This window comes from Ruegeria sp. C8 (assembly GCF_056537565.1).
Map to the genome: position 1 here is coordinate 41,948 of NZ_JBQFRV010000017.1, position 24,959 is coordinate 66,906.

The 24,959-nt window shown below is 57.6% G+C and carries 26 protein-coding genes and 1 tRNA gene; 7 read left to right on the forward strand and 20 right to left on the reverse strand.

Annotated features, from left to right (window positions below; translation table 11 throughout):
* Positions 1 to 33: 33 nt before the first annotated feature.
* The 6 genes from iolE to iolG all read right to left on the reverse strand — a co-directional run bounded on the left by iolE (position 34) and on the right by iolG (position 6,958).
* Complete coding sequence (gene iolE, locus ACR0KL_RS18890; protein WP_170678898.1) at positions 34 to 933, reverse strand: myo-inosose-2 dehydratase; 900 nt, start codon at positions 931 to 933, stop codon at positions 34 to 36.
* The gene (gene iolD / locus ACR0KL_RS18895; protein WP_170678896.1) at positions 930 to 2,762 is read right to left on the reverse strand and encodes a 3D-(3,5/4)-trihydroxycyclohexane-1,2-dione acylhydrolase (decyclizing); all 1,833 of its coding nucleotides are present in this window, start codon (positions 2,760 to 2,762) and stop codon (positions 930 to 932) included. Before iolD ends, iolE begins: the two co-directional genes overlap by 4 nt.
* Positions 2,763 to 2,851: 89 nt before the next feature.
* Positions 2,852 to 3,670 (reverse strand): ATP-binding cassette domain-containing protein, encoded by an 819-nt coding sequence (locus ACR0KL_RS18900; RefSeq protein ID WP_170678894.1) that lies wholly within the window; start codon positions 3,668 to 3,670, stop codon positions 2,852 to 2,854.
* Position 3,671: 1 nt separating this feature from the next.
* Positions 3,672 to 4,796: an ABC transporter permease gene (locus ACR0KL_RS18905; RefSeq protein WP_170556568.1), complete on the reverse strand. Its 1,125-nt coding sequence runs from the start codon at positions 4,794 to 4,796 to the stop codon at positions 3,672 to 3,674.
* Positions 4,797 to 4,880: 84 nt separating this feature from the next.
* On the reverse strand, positions 4,881 to 5,822 hold the full coding sequence (locus ACR0KL_RS18910) for a sugar ABC transporter substrate-binding protein (RefSeq protein WP_170378787.1): 942 nt from the start codon (positions 5,820 to 5,822) through the stop codon (positions 4,881 to 4,883).
* Positions 5,823 to 5,944: 122 nt separating this feature from the next.
* Positions 5,945 to 6,958 (reverse strand): inositol 2-dehydrogenase, encoded by a 1,014-nt coding sequence (gene iolG, locus ACR0KL_RS18915; protein WP_170678892.1) that lies wholly within the window; start codon positions 6,956 to 6,958, stop codon positions 5,945 to 5,947.
* Positions 6,959 to 7,214: 256 nt separating this feature from the next.
* Here iolG and ACR0KL_RS18920 point away from each other — a divergent pair, with 256 nt between their 5' ends.
* Positions 7,215 to 8,279 (forward strand): Hint domain-containing protein, encoded by a 1,065-nt coding sequence (locus ACR0KL_RS18920; protein WP_170642829.1) that lies wholly within the window; start codon positions 7,215 to 7,217, stop codon positions 8,277 to 8,279.
* 181 nt (positions 8,280 to 8,460) lie between these two features.
* On the opposite strand, the gene ACR0KL_RS18925 is transcribed toward ACR0KL_RS18920, so the two are convergent.
* The 3 genes from ACR0KL_RS18925 to ACR0KL_RS18935 all read right to left on the reverse strand — a co-directional run bounded on the left by ACR0KL_RS18925 (position 8,461) and on the right by ACR0KL_RS18935 (position 9,347).
* Positions 8,461 to 8,537 (reverse strand) — tRNA-Arg (locus ACR0KL_RS18925).
* A 21-nt stretch (positions 8,538 to 8,558) separates the two neighbouring features.
* Complete coding sequence (locus ACR0KL_RS18930) at positions 8,559 to 9,035, reverse strand: GNAT family N-acetyltransferase (protein ID WP_170678888.1); 477 nt, start codon at positions 9,033 to 9,035, stop codon at positions 8,559 to 8,561.
* The gene (locus ACR0KL_RS18935; protein ID WP_170378795.1) at positions 9,036 to 9,347 is read right to left on the reverse strand and encodes an ETC complex I subunit; all 312 of its coding nucleotides are present in this window, start codon (positions 9,345 to 9,347) and stop codon (positions 9,036 to 9,038) included. It abuts the gene before it with no gap.
* 153 nt (positions 9,348 to 9,500) lie between these two features.
* Between ACR0KL_RS18935 and uvrB the strand changes: the two genes are divergently transcribed.
* Entirely contained in the window at positions 9,501 to 11,687 is a 2,187-nt protein-coding gene (gene uvrB, locus ACR0KL_RS18940; RefSeq protein WP_170678886.1) for an excinuclease ABC subunit UvrB, read from the forward strand.
* 5 nt (positions 11,688 to 11,692) lie between these two features.
* Here the strand turns inward: uvrB and ACR0KL_RS18945 are convergent, their stop codons facing one another.
* Complete coding sequence (locus ACR0KL_RS18945) at positions 11,693 to 12,649, reverse strand: hypothetical protein (RefSeq protein WP_480777388.1); 957 nt, start codon at positions 12,647 to 12,649, stop codon at positions 11,693 to 11,695.
* A gap of 190 nt (positions 12,650 to 12,839) precedes the next feature.
* Between ACR0KL_RS18945 and ACR0KL_RS18950 the strand changes: the two genes are divergently transcribed.
* Both ACR0KL_RS18950 and ACR0KL_RS18955 read left to right on the forward strand, forming a co-directional pair.
* Positions 12,840 to 13,541, forward strand: a complete 702-nt coding sequence (locus ACR0KL_RS18950; RefSeq protein ID WP_480777389.1) for an ORF6N domain-containing protein — start codon at positions 12,840 to 12,842, stop codon at positions 13,539 to 13,541.
* A 47-nt stretch (positions 13,542 to 13,588) separates the two neighbouring features.
* Positions 13,589 to 14,017, forward strand: a complete 429-nt coding sequence (locus tag ACR0KL_RS18955) for a hypothetical protein (RefSeq protein ID WP_170678878.1) — start codon at positions 13,589 to 13,591, stop codon at positions 14,015 to 14,017.
* A gap of 44 nt (positions 14,018 to 14,061) precedes the next feature.
* On the opposite strand, the gene ACR0KL_RS18960 is transcribed toward ACR0KL_RS18955, so the two are convergent.
* Both ACR0KL_RS18960 and ACR0KL_RS18965 read right to left on the reverse strand, forming a co-directional pair.
* Positions 14,062 to 14,352, reverse strand: a complete 291-nt coding sequence (locus ACR0KL_RS18960) for a hypothetical protein (protein WP_170678876.1) — start codon at positions 14,350 to 14,352, stop codon at positions 14,062 to 14,064.
* Positions 14,353 to 14,495: 143 nt separating this feature from the next.
* On the reverse strand, positions 14,496 to 14,915 hold the full coding sequence (locus ACR0KL_RS18965) for an excalibur calcium-binding domain-containing protein (RefSeq protein ID WP_480555482.1): 420 nt from the start codon (positions 14,913 to 14,915) through the stop codon (positions 14,496 to 14,498).
* 109 nt (positions 14,916 to 15,024) lie between these two features.
* Here ACR0KL_RS18965 and ACR0KL_RS18970 point away from each other — a divergent pair, with 109 nt between their 5' ends.
* Positions 15,025 to 15,507 (forward strand): pyridoxamine 5'-phosphate oxidase family protein, encoded by a 483-nt coding sequence (locus ACR0KL_RS18970; RefSeq protein WP_170678874.1) that lies wholly within the window; start codon positions 15,025 to 15,027, stop codon positions 15,505 to 15,507.
* A 21-nt stretch (positions 15,508 to 15,528) separates the two neighbouring features.
* Here ACR0KL_RS18970 and ACR0KL_RS18975 read toward each other — a convergent pair whose 3' ends face one another.
* The 6 genes from ACR0KL_RS18975 to phhA all read right to left on the reverse strand — a co-directional run bounded on the left by ACR0KL_RS18975 (position 15,529) and on the right by phhA (position 21,689).
* Positions 15,529 to 15,849: an antibiotic biosynthesis monooxygenase family protein gene (locus ACR0KL_RS18975; protein ID WP_170378809.1), complete on the reverse strand. Its 321-nt coding sequence runs from the start codon at positions 15,847 to 15,849 to the stop codon at positions 15,529 to 15,531.
* Positions 15,850 to 15,960: 111 nt separating this feature from the next.
* Positions 15,961 to 18,246 (reverse strand): glycosyl hydrolase family 28-related protein, encoded by a 2,286-nt coding sequence (locus tag ACR0KL_RS18980; protein WP_480777390.1) that lies wholly within the window; start codon positions 18,244 to 18,246, stop codon positions 15,961 to 15,963.
* Between the two features lie 135 nt (positions 18,247 to 18,381).
* Positions 18,382 to 18,783 (reverse strand): DUF4864 domain-containing protein, encoded by a 402-nt coding sequence (locus tag ACR0KL_RS18985; RefSeq protein WP_170678870.1) that lies wholly within the window; start codon positions 18,781 to 18,783, stop codon positions 18,382 to 18,384.
* A 48-nt stretch (positions 18,784 to 18,831) separates the two neighbouring features.
* Positions 18,832 to 20,406, reverse strand: a complete 1,575-nt coding sequence (locus ACR0KL_RS18990) for a lysine--tRNA ligase (RefSeq protein ID WP_170678868.1) — start codon at positions 20,404 to 20,406, stop codon at positions 18,832 to 18,834.
* Positions 20,407 to 20,528: 122 nt separating this feature from the next.
* Complete coding sequence (locus ACR0KL_RS18995) at positions 20,529 to 20,882, reverse strand: 4a-hydroxytetrahydrobiopterin dehydratase (RefSeq protein ID WP_170678866.1); 354 nt, start codon at positions 20,880 to 20,882, stop codon at positions 20,529 to 20,531.
* Positions 20,883 to 20,888: 6 nt separating this feature from the next.
* A complete protein-coding gene (gene phhA, locus ACR0KL_RS19000; RefSeq protein WP_170678864.1) occupies positions 20,889 to 21,689 on the reverse strand; it encodes a phenylalanine 4-monooxygenase in 801 nt (266 codons plus the stop codon).
* A gap of 85 nt (positions 21,690 to 21,774) precedes the next feature.
* Here phhA and ACR0KL_RS19005 point away from each other — a divergent pair, with 85 nt between their 5' ends.
* On the forward strand, positions 21,775 to 22,266 hold the full coding sequence (locus ACR0KL_RS19005; RefSeq protein ID WP_480555501.1) for an Lrp/AsnC family transcriptional regulator: 492 nt from the start codon (positions 21,775 to 21,777) through the stop codon (positions 22,264 to 22,266).
* Between the two features lie 79 nt (positions 22,267 to 22,345).
* Entirely contained in the window at positions 22,346 to 22,768 is a 423-nt protein-coding gene (locus ACR0KL_RS19010; RefSeq protein WP_170378829.1) for a tellurite resistance TerB family protein, read from the forward strand.
* Between the two features lie 2 nt (positions 22,769 to 22,770).
* Here ACR0KL_RS19010 and dacB read toward each other — a convergent pair whose 3' ends face one another.
* Both dacB and ACR0KL_RS19020 read right to left on the reverse strand, forming a co-directional pair.
* Positions 22,771 to 24,249: a D-alanyl-D-alanine carboxypeptidase/D-alanyl-D-alanine endopeptidase gene (dacB, locus tag ACR0KL_RS19015; RefSeq protein ID WP_480777391.1), complete on the reverse strand. Its 1,479-nt coding sequence runs from the start codon at positions 24,247 to 24,249 to the stop codon at positions 22,771 to 22,773.
* Positions 24,250 to 24,315: 66 nt separating this feature from the next.
* Complete coding sequence (locus ACR0KL_RS19020) at positions 24,316 to 24,936, reverse strand: nicotinate-nucleotide adenylyltransferase (protein ID WP_170678854.1); 621 nt, start codon at positions 24,934 to 24,936, stop codon at positions 24,316 to 24,318.
* Positions 24,937 to 24,959: the final 23 nt, after the last annotated feature.

A 24,959-nucleotide genomic window follows, 5' to 3' on the forward strand; every position in this document is an offset into this window, starting at 1 on the left:
CATGGCTTCGGTGTTGCCCCTTGGGGCGGTGTGCTAAGCGGTGATCTCCAATCCTGCCTTGCCGCAGACATCAACGATGTGGTCGTAGCCTTTTTTGGAGTACTCATAGGGCGGCGCTTTGGCCGGGTCCTGTTCTGCCTCAACGACGATCCAGCCGTCATAATCCATCGCTTTCAGCGCATTTGCGACCGCCTGAAAATCAATGTAGCCGTCACTTGGCACCGTGAACGCGCCTGCGATCACGGCGTCCAGGAAACTGCGGTTGTTTTCCCGCACGTCCTGCACGATGGCGGGGCGGATATCCTTGAAATGCACGTGATGCACGCGGTCGCCCCAGCGGTTCAGGGTCGCCATCACGTCACCGCCGCCAAACAGCAGGTGGCCGGTGTCAAAGCACAGTTTCAGCTCGCGGCCTGAGCCCTCCATCAGCCAGTTCACGTCATCCTCGCTTTCGATGATCGTGCCCATGTGGTGGTGATAGGCCATCGGCATGCCCTGATCACCCATCCATTTTGCCAACTCGGTCAGCTTGGCCGCGTAGGAGAGCACCTCATCCTTCGACAGTTTCGGGCGGTCATTGACCGGCGTCCCGATCTGGCCCTGAACGGTGTTGGAGCATTCGGCGTAAACGATACACGGGCTGTTCAACGCCACGAATTGCGCGACCTGTTCCTGCACGGCGTCTCGTTCCGCCGCGAAGTCGTTGATCAGCGAGGCACCGGAACACCAGCCGCCACAAAGCGCGATATCGTTGCCCTCAAGGTAGGCGCGCAGCCCCTCGGTATCGCTGGGCATCCGCTGGCCCCGTTCGACGCCGGTGTAACCAATCTGACGCGACTCCTGCAGCGCTTGTTCCATTGTGTATGCAGCGGTCAGGTCCGGCAGATCGTCATTCTGCCACGCGATCGGAGAGATCCCGATTTTCACGCTCATTTCGTGTTTCTTTCCTTGATGGCAACCTCATAGGCCGCGCGTTTTTCGTTCACTTCGGGGCGGGTGCTGACCTCGGGCACCGCGACTTCCCACCATGTGCCGCCATATTCGGTCGAGGGGTAAGGATCGGTGTCGATGACCACCACGTAAGGGCCTGAGATGTCACCGCGTTTGGCCAGCGCGTCCTCAAGCTCGGCAATCGAGCTGACCTTGACTGAGGTCGCCCCCATCGCCGCCGCATGTGCCGCGAAATCGATGTTCGAGGCGGTTTCGTGGACGGTGTGATCCAACAGGTTGTTAAACTCGGCCCCGCCAGTGCCCATTTGCAGGCGGTTGATACAACCAAAGCCCCGGTTGTCGGTAATTACGACGGTGAAGGAGACGCCCATCATCGCAGCCGTCGCCATTTCCGAGTTCGCCATCATGTAGGTGCCGTCACCGGTAAAGCAGATCACGTCGCGATCCGGCTGGGCCATCTTGATGCCCATCGCACCCGCGATCTCATAGCCCATGCAACTGAACCCGTATTCCATGTGATAAGCCCCGGGCCGTGGCGCTTTCCACAGCTTGTGCAGCTCGCCCGGCATTGTGCCAGCGGCGCACATCACCACCGTGTCGTCATGCGAGGCACGCTGTACCGCGCCGACCACCTGCATATCGGTGGGAAGCGCGTTCCCGTCCCCCGGTGCGTCGGTCAGCGCGTCGACCTTGCCAAACCAATCCGCTTTGAGAGTGTCCGCCACAGGATCAGCATTGTAGCCCTGCAACGCCGCGCCCAGCTCCTGCAAGCCAACGCGCGCGTCGGATTGCAACGGCATCGCGCCGTGTTTCTCGGCATCATAGGCGGCTGTGTTGAGGCAGATCATCTCGCGCGCGGAGTTCGAGAACAGGCCCCAAGAGCCGGTCGTGAAATCCTGAAGGCGCGTGCCAACGGCCAGCACCAGATCGGCCTCGGCGCAGATGTCATTGGCGGGTTCGCCGCCGGTCACACCGATTGGGCCGAGGTTCAGGGGATGATCCCAGGCCAAAGCGGATTTGCCGGCCTGCGTCTCGGTGATTGGGATATTGTGTGTCTCAGCAAAGCTCTGCAGGGCGTCGGTTGCATCCGAGTAGTGCACCCCACCGCCCGCAACGATAACCGGACGTTTGGCTGCGGAAATCGCGGCGACGGCGCGCGCCAGTTCGCCTTCGTCTGGGCGAATACGGCGTTGGAACCACACGCGCGGTTCAAAGAAGCTTTCGGGGTAATCATAGGCCTCGGCCTGCACGTCCTGACAGAAGGCCAAAGTGACTGGCCCGCAATCCGCCTGATCCGTCATCGTGCGGAAAGCACGCGGCAGAGCGGTCAGCAGATGTTCGGGGCGCGAGATACGGTCATAGTAGCGGCTAACCGGGCGGAAACAGTCATTGGCACTGATAGTGCCATCGCCAAAACTCTCGATCTGTTGCAACACCGGGTCCGGCCCGCGCGAGGCGAAGACGTCGCCCGGCAGCAGAAGAACCGGCAGGCGGTTCACATGGGCCAGCGCAGCAGCGGTGACCATATTGGTCGCGCCCGGCCCGATGGACGAGGTCACCGCCATCGCCCGTGTGCGCCGCATCTGTTTGGCATATGCAATCGCGCAATGCGCCATCGTCTGTTCATTGTGGCCGCGATAGGTGGGCAGCGTGTCTTTGACACCATGCAGCGCCTCACCCAGCCCGGCCACGTTTCCGTGGCCGAAAATGGCCCAGACACCTGCGATAAAAGGCTCTCCAGCCTCATTCATCTGCGCGCCCAGATAGCGCACCAAAGCTTGCGCTGCGGTCAGTCGGACGGTCTTGCCCATTGTGATCCCTTTCAACACAAGGCCATTTTGGCCAATTCTGCGATTTCGTTGGATGTCGGACCGAATGGTCCCGTTTTGGGGGAACGGCGTTAAACCGTTCCGCCCAGTGACCCTTCCAATTGGGCCAATTCCTGCCCTCCTGCCATCAGGTCCTGTAATTCTTCAGGTGTGATCTCACCGCGTCTTGCGGTGCCCAGCGTTTTGCCACGGTTCAGTACGGTAAAGCGGTCGCCGACGGCCAGCGCGTGGCGCACGTTGTGGCTGATGAAAACCACTCCGACGCCTTGGCTGCGCACCTTGTCGATAGTCGCCAGCACGTTCGAAGTTTGCCGCACCCCAAGGGCCGAGGTTGGCTCGTCCAAAATCAGGATCTTGGCACCGAAATGAACGGCGCGCGCAATCGCAACCGTCTGGCGTTCCCCTCCAGACAGGGTGCCCACAGCCTGATCCGGGCCACGCAGGTTGATGCCCATCTTGCGCATCTCTTCCATAGTGATTTCGTCAGCCAGCTTCTTATCGAAGAAGCTGATTCCCGCCACTTTGCGCGTAGGTTCGTTACCCATAAAGAAATTGCGGCTGACACTCATCAGCGGGATCATGGCCAAATGCTGATGCACTGTTGCGATCCCCGCTGAAATAGCATCGCGCGGGTCTTCAAAATGCATCGGCTTGTCTTCGAAGAAAATCTCGCCCGAAGTTGGTTTGTGAACGCCCGACATCGTCTTAATGAAGGTCGACTTGCCTGCACCATTGTCGCCGAGAAGACAGTGGCATTCCCCCGGTTTAAGATCAAAGCTGACGCCTGCCAGCGCAATCACCGAGCCGAAGTGTTTCTGGATGTCGACCATACGAATGATCGGCTTGCTATCCTGCACGTCCCCATGGTGGAACTTGGTATCGTCAGTCATCTCAGTGTTCTCCTGTGATGATGCGGCGGATATAGGTGTTCAGGATTACGGCACCCAACAGGATGATCCCCAAGAAGACCCTAAACAATGAGCTTTCTACGCCGGCAAAGAACAGCCCCTGCTGTACCACGCCAAAAATCAAAGCGCCCAAAGCAGCCCCCAGAACCGAGCCATATCCGCCGGTCAGCAGCGCGCCGCCAATTACAACCGCAATAATCGCTTCAAACTCCTTAAGCAAACCACGGTCCGCGCCAGCCGAGCCGAACTCCATAACCTGACAAGTTGCGAAGACCGTGGCGCAGAAGGCGGTGAACATGAACATCAGTATTTTGACTTTGTTCACTGGCACGCCTGAATTTCGCGCTGCCTCGGCGTCGCCACCCGCTGCGAAAATCCAGTTACCAAACTTGGTTTTGGTAAGCAGCACGTGACCAAAAACAATGATACCAATGGCCCAGACAATCAGCATGGGAATACCGTCAACAACAGGCTGACCTGCGCGCGTTCCACGCTCGAACGTTTCGATCAAGCCGTTTTCGCCAAGCCAAGTGAAGAACCCTTGTCCGACTTTGCCACCGAAGATCGATGCCAGCCAGTCACCTTCCGCGACGTCTTTGATTCCGCCAATGATCGTCTTCCGCTCAATGGTTTGCGGCAGATAAATGGTGAAGCCGCGCAGGATAAACAGAAAGGCCAAAGTCACGATAAAGCTGGGCAGGCCAGTTCGCACCACGATAAAACCGTTCAAGGCCCCAATCGACACACAGAGCGCAAACGTCACAATGATAGCCATCCACACGGGCCAACTGAGTGTGACTGAGAAGATCGCGATCATCATCCCGGCAAAGCCGATCATCGAACCAACCGATAAGTCAAATTCGCCTGCGATCATGAGCAGGCACGCCCCTACGGCAATGATCATGAACTGCGCCGAAACGATCGACCAGTTCAGCACACCCTGACTGGTGAACATGCCACTATCGAATGCAAACAACAGAAAAAACGTGAATACGGCGACGGTGCCGACAATTCCACCCAGCTCAGGGCGGATCAGAGCACGGCGCAGCGGCGATATCTCTTTGATCCGTTCATCTTCAACTGTCGTGGATTGAGCTGACTCAGTCATTGTGGTCCTCCCCTCGCGGGTGATCCAGAAAAATTGGAAGTAGGTCTGAGCGGGCGCCTTAGCACGCCCGCTCAGCTAGGAAGATCAGCGGTATTCACCTGCGAATTCTTCGATTTTCTCCAGACCGTCAGCAGTCACGAAACCGGGGCCAGAGTTGATGTTGTTGCCTGGCAGAACGCCGTAACGGTGGTAGTTAGTCAGAACAACAACCGGCAGGTAGGCCTGCAGGAACGGCTGCTGGTCGATTCCCCACTGAATGGTACCGTCCTTGATGGCTTTGACAATCTCGCCACCCAGATCAAACGTGCCGAAATAAATGTCACCGGCCATGCCGTTCTCTTGAAGAGCCAAGATGGTTGGATCGGCAGAGGTCGGGCCAAGCGTCAAAACAGCGTCCGTCTCTGGGTTAGCCGACAGGTAGGCCAGAACGCGGTTCTTAATCTCCGCAGGGTCCTGTCCCGCGTCGATCATCTGCTCACCAAGCTCAATACCCAGGCCGTCCGCGAAGCCCTGGCAACGCTCTTGGCTGGATGGCTGGACGATGTAGTGGTTCACACAAAGGAAAGAGCCAATGCCGTCACCTTTCGCCCGAAGACCAGCCGCATAGCCAGCGTCATATTCTGGTTGCCCGACATACATCAGGGCGCCAACTTCGCGTGCCTTGTCGGGTGTCCCAGTGTTCATAATGATCACGTCGATCCCGGAATCTACAGCAGCTTTGATCGGGCCTTCGAGAATATCCGGGTCAGCCAACGTGGTGATGATACCGTTGGGACCGGAGGCCGCAGCCTGATCGATGATGCGCGCCATATCCGCAAGGTCACCAGTAGGCGGGTTGCGATATTCCACCTCGACACCCATCTGCTCACCAGCCAAAGCGATACCGTTCTTGATCGTGTTCCACCAGCTGTCACTGTCAGGGGCATGGCTGACCAGGATGTACTTTTCGCCTTCAGCCGCGGCACCGCTTGCGGCCGCCACCGCGACAGCACTGGCCATCAGTACTCGTTTCACAAACTTGTTCATTTGGTTTCCTCCCATAAAACCGTCTGTTTTCGTCCTAGGCTATCAGCCCCATTTATTCGGTTGGGCCGAATCTGTATTGCCCGGGTCTGTATCCGAGCTGTTTTCAGTTTGAAGAAATTCAATCATTTTGCAACCGGTTTCAAAACTTCAGCCAGATGAACCGGCCTACCGGACTGCGCCGACAGCGTGGCCGCCTCGGCCATTGCGAGGGCGGCAACCCCATCCTCCAGCGAGACGGGAACCTGCGCGCCCGAGGCCGCTGCCTCCAAAAAAGCGGCCCACTCGGCCTGATAGGCTGGCATGTAGCGTTCCAGAAAGAAATAGGTGGGTTTGGCCCCGACGACGCCGGCGGAGGTCGATTTGACAACCGTGTTTTCCAGCATGTTCTGCGCCTGCAAAAGACCTTCGGAACCCAGCAGCTCGACCCGCTGATCATAGCCATAGGCCGCCCGGCGTGAATTCTTGATGGCCGCGATACGACCATCCGCGTAAGTCATTGTGACAATGGCGGTATCCACGTCTCCGGCCGCGCCGATTTCTGGGTCGACGATCGACGAGCCAACAGCGGAAATCGTCGTCGGGACCTCTCCCATCAGGAAATTCGCCATGTCGAAATCGTGGATCATCATGTCCCGGAACAGGCCACCCGAAACCTTGACATAGCTCACCGGCGGAGGGGCCGGGTCAAACGAGGTGATGGACAACAGTTCAGCCTTGCCGATCTCGCCTGCATCCACAGCCGCTTTCAATGCCGAAAAGCTGGGATCAAACCGACGGTTGAAGCCGATCATCACGGGCTGACCATGCGCTGCGACCGACTGCTGGCAGGAAATGGCCCGCTGAAGGTCCAGATCGACTGGTTTTTCGCACAAAACAGCTTTACCCGCCGCTGTTGCGGCTTCAATCAGGTCCGAATGCGTGTCGGTCGGCGTCGCGATCAGCACCGCGTCAATTTCAGGATCAGCTATGATCTGGTCCGAGGTTCGAACCTCGGCACCGTGCTCATGGGCCAGATCGTCGGCCGCCTGAGCCATGGCATCCGAGACCGCAAATAGCACACTGCCTGGATGGGCTGATATCGCCCGCGCATGCACCCGCCCGATCCGTCCGGCGCCCAGCAATCCAACCTTCAACATCCAAAACCTCGAATCCTGTTCTGTGGCGTAACAATGGATTTTTTTGCAACCGGTTGCAATAGTTTTATCATCGGTCCTCCGATCAAGGTCTGCGGGCGATGCAGTCGTCACCTCAACAACAATTGAATACGCGAAGCCTAAATAAGCCTGACGCTCAAGATGACGTGAATTGGTCGGGGTCGAGAACCACCCTAGGGTGCGCCGCAAATGGTCTGTTCAGGCCGCTCAAAGCAACAGCAATCATGACGGGTACTAGATGGTTCTGCGTAGTTTCTTTTCGGTCGACAGCGAAAACATGATGGTAACGTCTAGCCCCAGCGCGGGGATTGTAGGCACGCCAATCCGCAACAACTCAGACACGCCGAACGGTACTGTTTTCCAATATACGGCGGGCGGCGGAACCACGGTCACTGTAGATGACACCTCGGGCAATCCAGATGTGTTCGAAGATGATCAGGCCTTTGGTCACACAGTCACCGATGGCGGTGGCATCGTGGCCAATGGTACTCCTGTGGAATCCGAATCCTTCATCGACATTCGGCAACTTGACGAAAACGGTCTAGAAACCGGACCTGTCATCCGGCTGTATGTCTTTTCGCAAAACGGCGTGACCTCAGATGTCTGGGGTTTCGCGGCCTCGGAACGGCTGATAGATGGGGCGTCCTACGTCAAGGTTGCGGGATCGAATACGGGGTCTTCGCTGTATTCGGACTATGTGGCTTGCTTTGCTGAGGACACATTGATCGAAACAGCCGACGGTTCGGTTCCTGTGCAGCAGATCCACGTCGGTCAAAAGGTCTGGACACGGGACAACGGCCTGCAGCCAGTTCTGTGGATCGGGAGCACATCCGTTCCGGCAACCGGGCGCTTTGCCCCTGTGGTCTTTGCCCCCAACACGCTGGGGAACCCGAGACAACTAGTCGTCTCGCAGCAGCACCGGATGATGATCGACACCAGCGTAGCCGAGCTTCTGTTTGGCGCGCCCCGCGCATTGGTGGCAGCCAAGTTCCTATGCGGCATGAACGGAGTATCGATTCGCGAAGGCGGGCATGTCAGCTATTGGCATATTATGTTCGATCAGCATCAGATCATCAGATCTGAAGGCGTCCTTAGCGAGAGTTTTTTCGTGACCCCGACTTCGATCGGAGCGCTGGATCGCCCGCAGCGCGCTGAAATAATGTCACTTTTCCCCGAGCTGCGGGTAAATTCCGACGCTTATGGGCCGACGGCTGCACCCATTCTGAAACCACATGAAGCGGCTGTTCTCAGGCCCCATCTATCCCGTTTGAACACCACAGGAGCCCGCGTAGCGGCACAGTAACTACGGGAATCCCCCAATTTCGCGCGCTGTGCGCATTTGTTAATCATTGGTTACTGATTTACCTACCACTCAGTAACCCTCTAAAGAAGGGCTGGCGCGACCCCCTCAGCCAGCCCTTCTGAACCTTCCCCGCAAAAGCGAAGAACGGATCGGACAAGCCGCGTGTTTTTCTTGGGTGAAATGGCGATCCCTGAAGGACTCGAACCCTCAACCTGCTGATTAGAAGTCAGCTGCTCTATCCAGTTGAGCTAAGGGACCGCTGCGCCCTTCTTGCTGGTTTTAAGGGCGGGGTTCAAGAGCCAAGCGCATGAAGGCGCTGTTTGGATCATCTTCATACCCGTAGATCGGGTCGCAATAAGAATAACCCAGTGCCTCGTAGAGCTTACGCGCAGCATCATAATCCGGCAGATGCGCGGCGCCCGTTTCAAGCACAAGCGCCTCTGTGCCCTCATTGGCCGCCAGATCGGCAAGGTATGCCATCATCACCCGCGCCAGACCGCGCCCGCGTGCGGCTTCGACAACGTGAACTGATTTCACTTCGGCAGTACCATCGGGCAGGGTCTTCAACGCGCCGCAGCCCAGGGCACGGCCCTCTTCGAAAAGACCCCAGAAGCGGATGTCGTCACCCGACAAGGCCTCGGGCCCCATGGTGTGATTGCTTTCCGCCGGACCCGCTTGTTCGCTATGGGAAAAATGCGCCTCAATCACAGGGCGCAAAGCACCCGACGTGGGGTCGGCCAGTCGAATTTCGATCATTTAGTGCGTCCAGGGGCTGCGACGGTCAGTTGCGAAATTCTCGCCATACCCGCGCGGACGCAGGTTAGGCTTGCGCTTGTGCGGCTCGCTGACCTGTACGTCGATACCATTGTCCTTGGCGTAATCCAGCGCCTCTTCCTTGGTATCGAATTTCAGGCGCACCTGGGTCTGAGTGTCATCGGATGAGGTCCAGCCCATCAGCGGATCAACTTCACGCGAAGACGCAGGCGCATATTCCAAAACCCACTTGCGGGTCTTGGCCATGCCCGAGGTCATCGCATTCCGCGAAGGCTGGTATATCCGTGCGCGCATCTCGCCTCTCCGTACTCATTTGGCTGGCTTTGTTTATGCGTCACAGCATCCATTCGGACAAGTCCGCAATTGTCGCAATTGCGTGCAATGGAAATGCCCCCTTGAACCGGAACAAAAACAGATCAAAATCAGGCGCGAAAGGAATCCCCCTCTATGGCCTATGCTCATTCCGACAAGACCCAGCTGACCTCAGAAGACGTCCGCGCGCGCCTCAAGCTTGAGGGCGGTAAGGCGTTTGTCATGCACACCGATTTTGCGCCCGCCGGGGACCAGCCTACGGCCATCAAAGAGCTGGCGGGCGGCGTTCTGGATGGCGAGCGCGATCAGGTTCTGCTGGGCGCGACCGGAACGGGCAAGACCTTCACCATGGCCAAAGTGATTGAGGAAACGCAGCGCCCCGCCATCATTCTTGCGCCCAACAAGACACTGGCCGCGCAGCTATATGGCGAGTTCAAGGGCTTCTTCCCTGAAAACTCAGTCGAGTATTTCGTGTCTTACTACGATTACTACCAGCCCGAGGCCTATGTGCCGCGCAGCGACACCTACATAGAAAAAGAATCCCAGATCAACGAACAGATCGACCGGATGCGCCACTCAGCCACCCGCGCGCTTTTGGAACGTGACGACGTGATCATCGTCGCCTCGGTCTCGTGCATCTACGGTATCGGCTCGGTTGAAACCTACGGGGCGATGACGCAGGATCTGAAGGTCGGCAATGAATATGATCAACGGCAGGTCATGGCCGATCTCGTAGCTCAGCAATACCGCCGCAACGATCAGGCGTTTCAGCGCGGGTCCTTCCGGGTGCGGGGTGACTCGCTGGAGATCTGGCCCGCCCACCTCGAGGACCGCGCCTGGAAGCTGTCGTTCTTCGGCGAGGAACTGGAACAGATCACAGAATTCGACCCGCTGACCGGCGAACGCGCCGCCACGATGGAACAGGTGCGGGTCTATGCGAACTCGCACTACGTGACACCGAAACCGACGATGCAGCAGGCGATCATCAGCATCAAAAAGGAACTCCGCATCCGGCTCGACCAATTGGTGGGCGAAGGCAAACTGCTGGAAGCGCAACGTCTGGAGCAGCGTACCAATTTCGATCTGGAAATGCTCGAGGCTACTGGTGTCTGCAACGGGATCGAGAACTATTCGCGCTACCTCACGGGTCGCGCGCCGGGTGAACCGCCCCCAACCCTGTTTGAATTCATCCCCGACAACGCCATTGTCTTTGCCGACGAATCCCATGTCTCGGTCCCGCAGATCGGCGGCATGTACCGGGGCGACTATCGGCGCAAATTCACACTGGCCGAACACGGGTTCCGCCTGCCGTCGTGCATGGACAACCGACCCCTCAAGTTCGAGGAATGGGACGCCATGCGCCCGCAATCCGTCTTCGTCTCGGCAACGCCTGCGAAATGGGAGATCGAACAGACCGGCGGCGTCTTCACCGAACAAGTGATCCGCCCCACGGGCCTTCTTGACCCTGAGGTCGAAATCCGCCCGGTGTCGATGCAGGTGGACGACCTGCTGGACGAGGTGCGCAAAGTCACCGCCAACGGTTTCCGCACGCTGGTCACCACGCTGACCAAACGCATGGCCGAGGACCTGACCGAATACCTACACGAACAGGGCATCAAGGTCCGCTACATGCATTCGGATATCGACACGCTGGAACGCATCGAAATCCTGCGCGACCTGCGGCTGGGGGCCTTTGACGTGCTGGTCGGCATCAACCTGCTGCGCGAAGGCCTCGACATTCCCGAATGCGGGCTGGTCGCCATTCTAGACGCCGACAAAGAGGGCTTCCTGCGCTCCGAGACCTCTCTGGTCCAGACCATCGGCCGCGCCGCGCGGAATGCCGATGGCCGCGTGATCATGTATGCCGACAAGATCACCGGCTCGATGGAGCGCGCCCTGAACGAGACCAACCGCCGCCGCTCCAAGCAGATCGCCTATAACGAGGAACACGGCATCACGCCCGAGACGGTGAAGAAGAATGTCGAGGACGTTCTCGCCGGTCTCTACGAAGGCGATGTCGACATGAACCGCGTCACCGCCACCATCGACAAGCCGATGCACGGCGCGAATTTGGAGGCCCATCTGGACGGGTTGCGCGAGAAGATGCGCAAAGCCGCCGAGAACCTGGAATTCGAAGAGGCCGCCAATATCCGGGATGAGATCAAACGTCTGGAAGCGGTCGACCTCGCCGTCGCCGACGACCCCATGGCGCGCCAATGGGCGGTCGAGAAAGCGTCCGAGGATGCAGTGAAATCACGCGGGCGGTCAACGGCTGGCAGGCCGGGACAACGGGGTGGGAATGTGAAGCGGAGGAAGCGCTAGTCATCCTAAAGCCCTACTATCGATGCTAAGTACGCAGTAATCAGTCCGATCAAAACAGTACAAAATGCAGAAATGCTTACTCTGCCTATCGTTTTACCAGTGGTGTGTGAATTCCTTGCGACTAGTTCCGCGTCAGCTTGGGTGAGCTGGATCAGCGACAAAGGCATAAGTCTCGTTATCTGGCTTTCAGCATAGAAACCAAGCCTACGCGATACAGCTACGGTCAAAATCATACAAAATAGGCTGACAATTCCTGCGCGAAAAAGAGAGTTTAGATCAAAATTTTGTTCATTGAAGTGCAAAAGGAGAACACCACAAACCGCAAGTGCGCCTAAGCCTTGAATAACAATTGAAGTTGCCTTCTCTGCTTTCTTAATTGCAAGGTGCATTTTGCCAACGTTTTGCTTCCTAAGGCTGGAATACCAGTCTTCGACTTGTGCTTCGATGCTTCTGGCAACTGCCAAGTCAACGTATTCGATGGTCATTCGACCTGTTAGCCGCATAGACTCAAATGATATTCTCCTTTGTATATCTGATGCTTGTAGATTTTCCATCTTCTTTGGAAGTGCCATGGTGTTTCGCAGACCCACTTCAAGTGTGTAGGGTCTTGCTTCATTCGTTTTGGGAAGAATAATTAGGAAGTTATATTCAAGTTCAAACTCCTCTACGCACTCATTTCTTGTTGTGCCCTGTGCGGCAAATTTTTGAAAGCTACTAACGCGCTCCGTTTTATCGTCGATGTATCGAACTGTGATTGAGCAGTTGGACCCCATGCAATGGTACTGCTCCATGAGCGCTTCAATTGAGCGATGTAAATTTTCAATGTCTGAAAATTCTATTCGATGGGCGTCGAAGAAATACCGACCTAGACGTTCAGTTCTACCAGTAATGTCATTGTAGACATCCTGAATCACCTGAAGTGATACTTCACCACCAGTCGAGATTTTAACTTTATCGAGCAAAACAGAACCCCTGCAAACTGCTGAATTTAATGATGGTTTCGCATTACAGAGCCATCGATTGCGGATCAACCTTACAATCATAGGATGAAGTAAAATTTTCCTTTCACCAGCACTTCGGCGCTCCACCCTTGCGCCTCGTCCCACCCTCCTCCACGTTTGAAATCACAAATTGTGATTCCAAACGGTTGCCATGACGAACACCCTACCCAGCACGCATGAGGTCCAAAGCGCCATTCACCGGGTGCGCGGCACCCGTGTGGTGCTGGCCGAGGATCTGGCGCAGTTCTACGGAAAATCCGTCAGCGCGTTCAATCAGGCCGTCTCGCGCAACAAGGACCTGTTTGAAGGCTACCGCTTTCAGCTGTCCGATGCCGAGGTCGCCGATTTGCAATCACAGAATGTGATTTCAAAACCCAAGGGCCGCGGCGGGCGGCGGGTCAATCCGTGGGTCTATACGGATTACGGCGTGGCCATCGCCTCGGCCCTGTTCAAGGACCCGCGCGCGATCAGGATCACCCGGATGATCACCGAGGCCTTTGTCGACGGTGCGAATACGCTCGCCGAGGCCCCGCGTAGCGTACCGGAAATCCTGCCGCCCGAGGGCGTCTCTGCCCCGTTGCTGCCCAATGGCGCGCAACTGCGTGATCTGGCCGAAAACATCCTCGATTCTGGTAAGCAAAGCCTTGTTGACTATATCGCCAGCCCCAGCACCAATCGCAAACAGGCCGTGGCAGCGATTATGAAGACATTGGCCGAAACCGCCAGCGAAGATGTCCGCACTCAGCAGGAACGCCTGCGCCTGAGCATTGCCCAGCGCCTGGCCACCGGTGACTATGCTGACGATGATGACAGAATGCGGCTGCTGGACTTGTTGAATGCGATGAAAGGCTAGCCCGTCACACACTTGCCAAAGGGCAATCTGCGGCTAGGTTCCTCGCTATGCGCTTTGTCCTGCTCTCACTGCTGCTCGGCAGCCCCGCCTATGCGTGGAACGCCACGATTGGCGAGATCTGCACGTTGACACACGAGACCGAAGCAGAGGAGATCCGGCTCACTTACGATCCGGCGCAGCCGCTCTATACCCTCGAAATCATGCGACGCGCCGAAGGCTGGACGCAAACGCCTTGGTTTGCCATGCGATTTGAAGGCCCAAACCCGATTGAGATTGGAACGCCAAGACACAAGCTGTCGGACGATGCGATGTCCCTATTCGTCTCAGACACCGGCTTTGGCAACGTCTTGGATGGCTTGGAGTTCAACCAAACAGCCTACGCCTTCACGCAAGACCACCTGAGTGAATTCTCACTGGAAGGCGCCGCGCCAGAGGTGCGCAAGTTTCGCACCTGCGCAGCGTCGCTGCTCTCGTAGCACTGCCTGAAGTGGCGCGGATCGGCCTCCGGTCAAACGTGCGTTCAGCCTTTGTCCCAATGGGCAATCACGTCAAAGCCTGCCGGGGTTGGCGGCGCTTCCATGAAATCAGCGAAATGCCCCCAAAGCTCGGCCACTTTTGGGGCGTTTGCGTTCGAGATATTCTCGCTCTCGACCACCGAGATCACATATCCGGTGCCGTCCTCGTTCATCACATTGGTAAAACAATGCATGCCGGGCATGCCCATGATTTCAGATTTCAATTCGTTCATCTTCGCCGTGGCCGCCTCGCGCGTACCGGGCTTCATTTTAAATTGAGTTACGCGTGCAAACATCTTTGTCCTCCCAAGCTGGGCGAAATTGCCCGATGGAGGCACCAAACTGGTACCAACGCGGGGCATCATAGCATGAACTGGCAGATTCCCGCAGCGTCACAGGCCAAGCGGTCGCGGATGTGACAGCCCTCAACCCACGGGTTTTAGGGCTTGATGAACTTGGCGTTGCCCAAGGACCTTTGGTTGGCGGTTGTTTGACGGGGCGTGGTCGTACTTGGCGAGGGGGCCGTTTGACGCTGCGCCACATCCGGTCCACAGGCCACTCCATCACCGTCGGGATCGTTGCGCGGATGATAGCCCGCATAGCCTTCGTAAAACGTCCCAAACCCCACGGCCCGAGAGGCATCGCACCCGGCCAGCGCGATTAGGTGCACCATGGCTTCATCCCGACCATAGTCTGAAAGGCGCACGAACATGTTGAAGGAAATCAACGCGACGGTCAGCGGCAGGCACAGAACCATAAGCAGAATACGCACGGGAGAGAGCGCGCGTCGCCGGGCAGCTTCGGCCCGGAGCTGACGTTTGGTCGGCAAGGGTTCGTCCAACTTGGATTTGCGAAACATCATACCACCGCGATACAGGGGATTTGTGGCGAAGCCGAGGCAGAACACGGCTCGCACACAAAGATCAGAGCGGATAGGATTGCCCTCACGCTTACCAATGCGAGGCAAAATGCCAAACAAAGACCCCTACCAACCGCTGGACGACACCGTCCGGGGCCTGATCCGCGAATTGATGGATGAGGCGACCCATGCCGCGCTCGCCGTTCTGAGCCCTGGCACCGCTTTGCCATCAGTATCGCGGATTGCTCTTGCAACAGATGCCGAGAGGCAGCCGATCTCGCTGATTTCAAGCCTGTCGGAACATAGCCGGGCGCTACAGAACAACACGGCCTGCGCCTTGCTGATTGGGGATCCCGGCCCTCAGGGGGATCCGCTGACGCATCCTCGGCTGACCTTGCACGCGACGGCTCGTTTGGTTGCAAGGGGAACGGCGGATCATGACAACCTCCGCCAGAGGTATCTGTCACTTCGCCCCAAGGCTAAACTCTATGCAGATTTCGCCGATTTCAGCTTTGTCCGCTTCGAGATTGAGGATGGGTTGCTGAACGGCGGGTTTGGCAAAGCTTACCGCGTCGAAGCTACAGACATCTGACACCGGGACACCGGACCTGCGTCAATTGAATGTCTCAGCCACGTCATACATGACCGGCTCAAAACTCTTGCACAGTTCATTGATCTTGCGGTTGCGGTCACGCATTTCCGGGGTGCGCAGCATGGCAAGAAAATCCTCGCGCCGTTCCCATTGCGAATAATTGGCAATACGGGTCTGGGCGTCGTTGACATGCAGGCCGGCCGATACAAAACCGGGCTGTTTTGAGATGAAGTCGGAATAAGCATCCGTCAGCGCCTCTAGCAGGTCCTGACAGGTGCCGGGTGTCATCTCAAATGTGGTAATGACGGTCTGAACGCTTGCGGTTTTGGCTATGGTCGGCATCTGAGTCCTCCTTTGGCTTACCCTCAGCCTAGCACAGGATTCCCAAACGTCTTGTCTTTCCTGTCACCCAAAGCGAAGCCGCCCCGATACAGGGGCGACTGGCTGCTATCGTCACTCTTCCAGACGCATCTGTACCGAGACATCGCCGCTCAGGCTTTCGGCCCAGCGCAGTTGGACAGCGTCGCCATTGCTGCCCTGTTCGACATCGGCATAGGGAAAGGAATAGCGCACCGACCCAAGCGCCGTTCTGAGCGGCCCCAGAACCGCCACTGCGTCGCAACTGCGAGCCTTGGAGCCAAACGGCAACCGACCGTCCGAGTCGATGGTCCAGACCTGCGAGGCCGAGCTCTGGCTATGTCGCACCCGCAGCGGGTTTTCCACCTTGGCATCAATTCCGTGATAGGTGTTGTTTCTGAACGTGACGTTGATGTGCTGATCCGCATCCAGATCCGCAAAAGACGTATCCACCCGGTCGGCACGCTCTAGGTCCGTCCCGTTAGAGCGGAACTTGTTGCCGGTCACCGCCAGCCCGTTGAGAAAATGCCCCGGACCGTACGGGCGGATCACGATATAGCTGAACCAGGGCGGCGCCTCGCTGGAATAGAAGATATTGTCGGTGATGCTCATGGCGCTGAAGGAATAGCCCGAAACATAGGCGGGCGTCGTGTCACGCTCGTTCGTCCACTGCACAAAGCAATTGTCCACGTAATTCTCGGCGATGGTCGAGCTGTTATAGGTGCCGATCATGATCAGCCCTGCGGTCCGCACCCCTTGCGGGATACTGTCGCCCTGGAAAAAGTGGTTGCCAAGGATCATGTTGTTGTCGCCGCCGATAACCGCAAAGTGCTTGAAGCGCACCGCCCGGTTGTGGCGGATCTTCACGTCGTTCGAGGTGGTGTTCAGCGCGATCGACTTGCGATCGGGTACAATGAAGGACTCTTCCGAGGACAGGAACTGGCAATTGTCGATCAGCATACCCTTGCAGCCCGTTCCAATCGAGGTGATGCCGCGATCCAGCGGACGGCTGATGAAACAATCCGACAATGAGAATGTGCTTCCCGCAGGTGCCAGACGAATGGCGCTGCAACGGCCGTTGCACTGGAACTCGATCTGCTCCATCCCGAACTTGCGCAGCACTCCGAAATTACCGAAATCCAGCAGGTATTTGAAGGATACAAAAGTGAAGGTCTGGGTCCCTGCCGCATCATACAACGGCGCATTCAGCGTCAACTCACCAGCGCTTTCATCCTTGCCGCGCACGTAGATCTCGCGCCCGACGCCGCTGCCTTGAACCAGCGAACCGATGGGGATGTTCGCGACGTTGGCCACATTGGTCAGACGGGTCGAATCCGCAGGGTCATAGGTCGCGACCGAGGTGAAGGTCTCGGTATCCCAAGCCGAACTGCTTTTGACATCGAACTGACCGTTACGGATGACGCGACGGGTTGAAAACCCCGGCTTGTTGGGAACAGCGGCAAACATGTCGATTGGGGCCGTCACTTCGATCTTGCGGCCGGCCAGATCCAGCGATTCATGGTCCGAGTTGTTCAACAATGCCTGAAACGCTTTTTTGAAAGCCAGCTCTTCATTCCCGAACGCGGCGATATATGCTGGCAGGTCATAGTTTTTCAGCAGCAGAAGCATCTTGTCGTCAGGCATCGTCACAGTGCCTTCAAACTCGACCTCTGAGGACAGGGTGGTGTTCTCAGCCAGGCGATAGGTGCCTTGGGGTACAAAAATGCGACGGCCTCCAGCGGCCTGATCCGCTGCCTCGAACGCGGCCGAGTCGTCAGCAATACCGTCGCCCACCGCACCATAGTCGCGCACGTCCACACGGCTGATGATCTCACGCAGGAACACGCCGGTGACATCCGTGATCTCCAGATCATCGACGCGGATGACGGCCCCGTTAGCGCCCTCAACATCAATGCCGAAATGACCGTAGAGCGCCCTGACGCCCCACGCCATGTCCACGCCCGGACGCTGACCCGTGCCCACAATCGCGGTAATCTCGGTCACTGCGCCATAGCTTGTCAGCTGGGTGGCTGGGCCTTGCTCGACCACGCCCGCCAGATGGGTGTCGCCTGCTGCGCCGGCCCAGGCAGCGATCCGCACCTCGGGCAGAGGGCCACTGATCGCCTTGACCCGCGCCTTGATCTGCAAATAGCACCCCGGCAGGATTTGGGTCTGGCCCATATGACGCAACTGTTGCGGGTTATTGATCTTCAGGATCTCAAGACAGCCGCCAAAATCCGCATCCGACGGCACAAACGCCCCGGTGCCCGAGCCATCATAGGTCGGAGAGCCCGGCGTGCCATCGCCCACAGACCACACGCCCAGACCGTTTTCGAAAGCAGGCGGCATGAACACAATGCCGTCGGTGATTGCCTTGTTCATAGAAATCCCTTTCCTCGTCGCGCGGCCCAATGGCTGCACGTTCAAACGCCGTGTTCAGGTCCATCCCGAACGCGACGATCTGAGTATCCAAAAGGGATTAACCGCCACTCATGCGACCGTGACGGTGGTGTTGCATCAGGCCGCGGGGTCGGCGCGCCCAAGTAGCTGCACGCCGTTGATCTTCCAGACATTCTCCTGCTGGATCATCTGATAGTCGAGAATGTGAACCGCACCATCGCCATCGGTGATCATGACCTTCTGCCACAACGCGCCTGCGACCTCGCGCAGTTCCAGAAATCGCACGTCAGAGGGACGCCAGACCATGGGATAGCCATTGCGTACCATCGCTCCGAAATTGTCCGGGTTTCCGAAAAGACGCTGAATATTGGGGCTGGCAAAGGTAAAGGCCGTGGCGAAATCATTCGCCTTGAAGGCCTGGATCTGGGCCGCGATATTGGCCTCGATCTCGGCGCTTTGGGCAAACGCACCCGAGGCCAAACCGGCGCTCAGGGACAGGGCAAGCAGTAAACTACGCATAGGGCTACCTCCTGTCGGAACGGTAGCCCCATGCGGGATCAGGTCAAATCAGACCAGCTCTCCGGCCAAGGCCTTATCGATCAGCGCGATCGTTTCCGGCACGCCATAGAGGGCAATGAAGCCACCAAAACGCGGGCCTTGCGAGGCACCCAAAAGTACCTCGTAGAGGGCGGTGAACCAGCCACGCATCGGGTCAAACCGCTCACGCCCTATGGAATAGACCACCGATTGCAGCGCCTCATCCTCGGTCGGGCCGTCATATGCCTCAAGCGCGGCTTTCAGAGCCTCCAGCGCCTCGCGCTCTTGCTCCGTCGGGGCGCGGTGCTTGCGCATTGGTTTGACGAAATCGTTGAAGTAGCGCACGGCAAAACCCGCCGCCTGATCCAGATCGGGGTGGCTTTCTGCCGTCGCCTCAGGCGCATAACGGCGGATGAAGCCCCACAGCGCCTCTTTGTCCTCGGCCCCGGAAACCGACGCAAGGTTCAGCAACATGGCAAATGGAACGATCAGGCTCGATTCCGGGACATCTCCGCCATGAATATGCCAGACCGGGTTGTTCAACTGCGCCTTCAGATCCTGCCCCGGATAGGCCCGCAGCTGCTGGTGATATTCATCATAGGCTTTCGGAATAACGTCGAAATGCATCCGCTTGGCCGTCTTGGGCTTTTGATACATGAAATAAGACAGGCTCTCCGTAGGCGCATAGGTCAGCCATTCGTCTATCGACACGCCATTGCCCGACGATTTCGAGATTTTCTGGCCATTTTCATCCAGAAACAGCTCATACGAGAAATGCTCAGGCGCACGACCACCCAAAGCACGGCAGATCGCGTCATAGATCTTTTCGTTGGTGGCGTGTTCCTTGCCGTACATCTCGAAATCGACGCCCAATGCAGCCCAGCGCGCGCCAAAGTCCGGCTTCCACTGCAGCTTGACGTTGCCGCCTGTGACGGGAACGGTCCATTCCTTGCCCGTCTCATCATCAAAGGTCACGGTGTAGGTCTCGGCGCAGACCTTCTTCATCGGCACATACATCACCCGCCCGCTTTCGGGATGCAGAGGCAGGAAGATCGAATAAGTTTGCTGCCGTTCTTCGCGGAGACTTTTCAGCATGATCGCCATGATCTCATCGTAGCGTTCGACAGCACGCTTTAGGATCTCGTCAAACTGTCCGGACTCGTAGAATTCCTTGGCCGAATAGAACTCATACTCGAATCCAAAGGTGTCGAGGAACCGGCGTAGCATAGCGTTGTTGTGCGCCCCAAAGCTTTCGTATTCACCGAATGGATCGGGCACCGAAGTCAGCGGACGCTGCAGGTGCTGCTCCAGAATCTCCGGGTTCGGCACGTTGCTGGGCACTTTTCGCATACCGTCCAGATCGTCCGAAAAACAGATCAGCTTGGTTGGGATATCCGACAGCGCCTCAAACGCGCGCTTGACCATCGTGGTTCGCGCGACCTCCCCAAAGGTGCCGATATGCGGCAGGCCCGAGGGGCCATAGCCCGTCTCGAACAGCACAAACCCCTTCTCCGGAGCGTTCTTCTGATAGCGTTTGAGCAACCGGCGCGCCTCTTCGAAAGGCCAGGCCTTGGACGACATTGCGGTTTCACGCAGTTCAGACATCAGATTTGCTCCATCGGGAAAAACAGCGCCGATCGCCCTTTGCAACCGACCGGCCCCTCCTATTGTGACGGTGCAGCATGAGTCAATAAAAGCACGGGGTTTTTCCGCGGATCTAGTCCGATTTAACCGGTCAACTGGTCCAGTTTCGCCGCCCAGATAAAGTCATTCTCGCTGAGCCCGCCGATTTCATGGGTCGTAAGCCTGACATCCACATAGCCCCAGCCGAATGAGATATCGGGATGGTGGCCCTGCTGCTCCGCCAGCCATGCACAGAGATTGGCCAGATATGTCGCCTTAGCGAAACCCTTGAACGCGAAGTGGCGGCTTAGCTCGGTCGACCCGGCATTCAGTGCCCAGTCCGATGAAAGCTCGCCCAAATGAGCGCTTGCCTCGTCTGCCGTCAGGGCGGGAATGCCGCCGGAACAAGGTACGCACGTACGGTCTGACAGGTTGCAGGTTTGTCCTGTTGTGGTCATTTTCGATCACTCCGCTGCTGTTGCTTTGGGTGGGAACTTGTTGGGCAATAGACCGAGCGACTGCGCCTGTCTTACATCTGCCAACAGGTCCCTGTCGGCCGCGGCGAACAGCGCCTCGGGGTCTTGCAGAACAAAGTAGCCCATCTGGTGCATGTCGATCCGGTATGGAGTACGCAGGATCGTCAGCACGTCGAACGGGTCCCGGTCCGGCATATCACTTTCGACCGCATAGACAAGTTCAGTAGGCGAGGACGCCAGACCCGAACCCAGCGCTTTGATTTCACCATCTTGCCATCGTAACCCGAACTCGACCGAGAACCAATAGAGCCGGATCAGCCAAGCATAGTCCTTCGGCCCAGCCTGCACCCCGGCCTTGCCGATGGCCTGACTGAACGCCGCAAATCTGGGATCGCTGAGCAAGGGCGTATGCCCAAAGATCTCGTGAAAGATGTCCGGCTCTTCAATATAGTCGAAATCCTCGCGTGAGCGGATGAAGGACGCTGCCGGAAACACCCTGTCAGCCAGCATCCCGAAGAAGGTCTCGAACCCGATCAGAGCCGGCACAGGCTGAACCCGCCATCCAGTTAGGTCCAACAAACGTTCCGAGATATCCGTGCAGGAGGGCACACGGGTCTTCGGCAACTCCAACCGTTTCAGGCCGTCGAGATAGTCACGCGCCATGTATTTCTGCACGTTGTCCTGCTGCGCCGCATAGAGATCGGCCCAAACTGCATCCTCTTCAGCCGTATACGCGATATGACCCTTCGCATCGGCGATTTTAGCGCGGTATTTCGTTGTTTTCGGCATCTTCTCCTCCCCTTCGCAGACATTCTATTCAAGGGAGAAGGCGAATTCAGTTTCTCTGGATGGAGAAATCGACTAAAGTTGAAGTATTCATTTTGCGTCTGGAGAGAAATTGACACAAACATTTCAACCTGCTGATCTGGCCATCCTGCAACAGCTGCAAACCGATGGCCGACTATCGATGCAGGAGCTTGCAGACCGCACGGGCCTGTCTGCCTCGCAATGCTGGCGTCGGGTGCGGGATCTTGAGGCCTCAGGCGTTGTATCGGGCTACACTGCGCAGGTCCGCGCCAAGTCTGTCGGACTGAACGCCATTGCCTATATCCACGTCGCATTGCAGAGCCATCAGGAAGACAGCATCAACGCCTTCCTCCGTCTGGTTGAGACAGAACCTCAGATCGTGGAATGCGCGTCGATTACCGGAGATCATGACTTCCTCCTCAAGGTCTATGCCAAATCGCCCGAAGATCTTGAGCTTTTCATCATGCAGCGCCTTTTGAAGTCCGGCCTGGTACGTGACACCCGTAGCAACTTCGTGTTGCGCCAAACCAAAACCCGGGGGCCATTGCCAATTCTCTGACCCTCGCCAGCAAAAGCCGTTGAACCTGCCCGCCAGCCCTCCTATCGTGCGACGGCAGCAAATGACTCAGGACGACCCAATGACCGATCAAGTACCACACCCGATGTCTCCGCAAGATTGCCTTGTGGCGATCATGGTCGCGATCTCGGCGTCGGATGAGACGATCCGCACCGCCGAACTGGTCAAGATCGAAGGCGCGGTGAATATGCTGCCTGTTTTTGCGGGTTATGACATCGACCGCACCCGCCGGGTTTCGCAAATCGTGTTCGACCTGTTCGAGCAGGAAGATGGGTTGGATGCCCTGTTCGGACTGATCCGAGAAAACCTGCCCGAACGCCTGAATGAAACCGCCTATGCGCTGGCCTGCGACGTAGCCGCCGCAGACGGTTCACTGGCCGAGACCGAGCTACGTTTGCTGGAAGAAATCCGCTATGAGCTAAACATCGACCGCCTGCACGCTGCCGCAATCGAACGCGGTGCCCGCGCGCGCCACACGATTTAGGTTCAACTGCCGTAAAGAGACCCCCAGCGCTCAATCAAAGCCCGCTGAAGCTTGCGCGACCGTCGGTTCCAACTGCGAGCGCCTTCTGGTCGCTCGCGTTGTTCACGCGGGATCGTGGCGCGGTGGTCCACATCTGCCGTAAAGATCGCAAAGGCCAGTTCGGACCCGTCGGCCGTAGTCAGAAAGCCGCCAAGACCCGAGACGAAGTTCAGCGTTCCGGTTTTTGCATTCACCTTGATGGGGTGATCCTTGACCGCGCGACCCTGACTATCGGTCAGCGTAAAAGGCTTGAGCAGGGGCCGCAGCGCCCCGGTTTTGCGCGCCGCAACAAGCGCCTTCACCAGATCACCCGGAGGCATGCGGGACGCATCACCCAGACCAGAGTGATCCACCATGGCGATTTGGTTGGCCCCATAGGTCTCAGCCGCCCAGCGGTTCATCTCTGCCGCCGAGTCCGCCAGGTCACTCGGCCTGACCCCGCGTGCTTTCGTAGCCGCCATACCAACCATTTCTGCCGTCAAATTGGTCGAGTATTTCAACATCCCGCGCAGGATACTCTCCAACCGGTCACTCTGATGCACAACCAACGCAGTGCCTTTCGGGGTTTCCTGAGTGACTTGCACCCGACCAAGAACAACCCCGTTTGAGCGGGCAAGCGTGCGAAACACATCGCCCGCATAAAGTGCCGGTTTTCGAACAGGCAACCAACGTGCACCGCCATTGCCCAGCGCGCCTTTGGCCACGGTCCAGCGGTCCTGACGTGCGCTGGGTTGATAGGTGTAGATCGGCAGGCTGCGCGGTTCCACCCGCATCACAGCCATATCGACATCCGGACGGTACTTGGCGCTGCGCGCATCCATCGTGACGTTGTAATTCGTCCCGGCCCGCTTCCATTCGAAATGAACGCGGTTGAAGTTCAAAGAAATTCCACTGATCGCCGGACTATAGCCCAGATGATCTGGCTGCCCAGGGTCGATGCTGAACACGTAGGGCAAGGCTCCGCCATAGACTTTGAACGCCCCGCGCACCTCTGTAACCCCGGCCTCGCGCAGATTGGCTGCCATGCTTGCCAATGCATCTGTATCCAGCAGAGGGTCTCCGCCACCGACAAGGATCAAATCGCCTTTTAGAATGCCATTCTCAATTGTCCCATCCGCCAGAAGCTTGGTCTCAAAGCGATGATCTGGCCCCAGAACGTCCAACGCATAGAGCGCGGTCAGCGCCTTGCCCACACTGGCCGGAGGCAACCCGGCCTCACCCCCCAGCGCCTCAAGCTGGGTGCCCGTCTCAACATCTGCCACTGCAAAGATCACATCGCCCCGCAGCCCGGCTGCGCGAACGAACCGCTCGGCCCCGGTCAGCTGAGGTCCACGGGCCTGAGGCCGCAAGGATACCAAAGGCGCCTGCGCAAAGGCAGCCGCAGGGATCGCAGCTGCGCTCAACCCTGCCAGAAACAAACGGCGTGAAATACGATCAACCATGGGTCAATTAAAATCCCAGAGATGAAATTTGGACAACCATTGCATGAGAATATGCAGGCAATGTGGCTATTCGGGCAACACTCCGTTTGCCCAGATGCCGCGATTGCGAAGTTCAGTTGAACTGAGATTGACCATCGGCACGTTCACGAAACACCATGCCGGCGCCTGCGCGCGTCCCAATAGATGCCGCGCCTGCCCGTCAATTCTGTAGGGTGCGTAGACCCGCGCCGCTGGCGACATCCGCGCGGAAATTCGATCCCCCGGTCGCGCCACAACGCCCACGGGGACGCTGTCCATGATCAGCCGCCAGTCCTTCCATTGGTGAAACTGCGCCAGATTGTCGGCCCCCATGATCCAGACGAACCGAACTTGAGGATAAAGCCGCCGGAGGACCGCCAGAGTATCCGCAGTCGCCCGCGTACCCGTCAGCGCCTCGATATCCGTAACGTCCACCCGAGGGTGCTGCATCACCGCCCGCGCGGCCTCTAACCGACGCGGCAAAGGCGCAGGCCCTTGCTGTTTCAGAGGGTTACCCGGAGAAACCAGCCACCACACACGATCCAAACCGAAAGCCTTCATCGCCTCAAGGCTGACATGCACATGACCTTGATGCGGAGGATCAAAGGACCCCCCGAACAGCCCAATGACCTGTCCGGGCCGAGCATATGGTATCTGGCTGCGCAACATCCTTTGCTGTTGTTCAGAACTGA

Coding starts and splice junctions, on each gene's coding strand:
- iolE (WP_170678898.1), bottom strand. CDS start 933: ATGAGCGTGAAAATCGGGATCTCTCCGATCGCGTGGCAGAATGACGAT.
- iolD (WP_170678896.1), bottom strand. CDS start 2,762: ATGGGCAAGACCGTCCGACTGACCGCAGCGCAAGCTTTGGTGCGCTAT.
- ACR0KL_RS18900 (WP_170678894.1), bottom strand. CDS start 3,670: ATGACTGACGATACCAAGTTCCACCATGGGGACGTGCAGGATAGCAAG.
- ACR0KL_RS18905 (WP_170556568.1), bottom strand. CDS start 4,796: ATGACTGAGTCAGCTCAATCCACGACAGTTGAAGATGAACGGATCAAA.
- ACR0KL_RS18910 (WP_170378787.1), bottom strand. CDS start 5,822: ATGAACAAGTTTGTGAAACGAGTACTGATGGCCAGTGCTGTCGCGGTG.
- iolG (WP_170678892.1), bottom strand. CDS start 6,958: ATGTTGAAGGTTGGATTGCTGGGCGCCGGACGGATCGGGCGGGTGCAT.
- ACR0KL_RS18920 (WP_170642829.1), top strand. CDS start 7,215: ATGGTTCTGCGTAGTTTCTTTTCGGTCGACAGCGAAAACATGATGGTA.
- ACR0KL_RS18930 (WP_170678888.1), bottom strand. CDS start 9,035: ATGATCGAAATTCGACTGGCCGACCCCACGTCGGGTGCTTTGCGCCCT.
- ACR0KL_RS18935 (WP_170378795.1), bottom strand. CDS start 9,347: ATGCGCGCACGGATATACCAGCCTTCGCGGAATGCGATGACCTCGGGC.
- uvrB (WP_170678886.1), top strand. CDS start 9,501: ATGGCCTATGCTCATTCCGACAAGACCCAGCTGACCTCAGAAGACGTC.
- ACR0KL_RS18950 (WP_480777389.1), top strand. CDS start 12,840: ATGACGAACACCCTACCCAGCACGCATGAGGTCCAAAGCGCCATTCAC.
- ACR0KL_RS18955 (WP_170678878.1), top strand. CDS start 13,589: ATGCGCTTTGTCCTGCTCTCACTGCTGCTCGGCAGCCCCGCCTATGCG.
- ACR0KL_RS18960 (WP_170678876.1), bottom strand. CDS start 14,352: ATGTTTGCACGCGTAACTCAATTTAAAATGAAGCCCGGTACGCGCGAG.
- ACR0KL_RS18965 (WP_480555482.1), bottom strand. CDS start 14,915: ATGTTTCGCAAATCCAAGTTGGACGAACCCTTGCCGACCAAACGTCAG.
- ACR0KL_RS18970 (WP_170678874.1), top strand. CDS start 15,025: ATGCCAAACAAAGACCCCTACCAACCGCTGGACGACACCGTCCGGGGC.
- ACR0KL_RS18975 (WP_170378809.1), bottom strand. CDS start 15,849: ATGCCGACCATAGCCAAAACCGCAAGCGTTCAGACCGTCATTACCACA.
- ACR0KL_RS18980 (WP_480777390.1), bottom strand. CDS start 18,246: ATGAACAAGGCAATCACCGACGGCATTGTGTTCATGCCGCCTGCTTTC.
- ACR0KL_RS18985 (WP_170678870.1), bottom strand. CDS start 18,783: ATGCGTAGTTTACTGCTTGCCCTGTCCCTGAGCGCCGGTTTGGCCTCG.
- ACR0KL_RS18990 (WP_170678868.1), bottom strand. CDS start 20,406: ATGTCTGAACTGCGTGAAACCGCAATGTCGTCCAAGGCCTGGCCTTTC.
- ACR0KL_RS18995 (WP_170678866.1), bottom strand. CDS start 20,882: ATGACCACAACAGGACAAACCTGCAACCTGTCAGACCGTACGTGCGTA.
- phhA (WP_170678864.1), bottom strand. CDS start 21,689: ATGCCGAAAACAACGAAATACCGCGCTAAAATCGCCGATGCGAAGGGT.
- ACR0KL_RS19010 (WP_170378829.1), top strand. CDS start 22,346: ATGACCGATCAAGTACCACACCCGATGTCTCCGCAAGATTGCCTTGTG.
- dacB (WP_480777391.1), bottom strand. CDS start 24,249: ATGGTTGATCGTATTTCACGCCGTTTGTTTCTGGCAGGGTTGAGCGCA.
- ACR0KL_RS19020 (WP_170678854.1), bottom strand. CDS start 24,936: ATGTTGCGCAGCCAGATACCATATGCTCGGCCCGGACAGGTCATTGGG.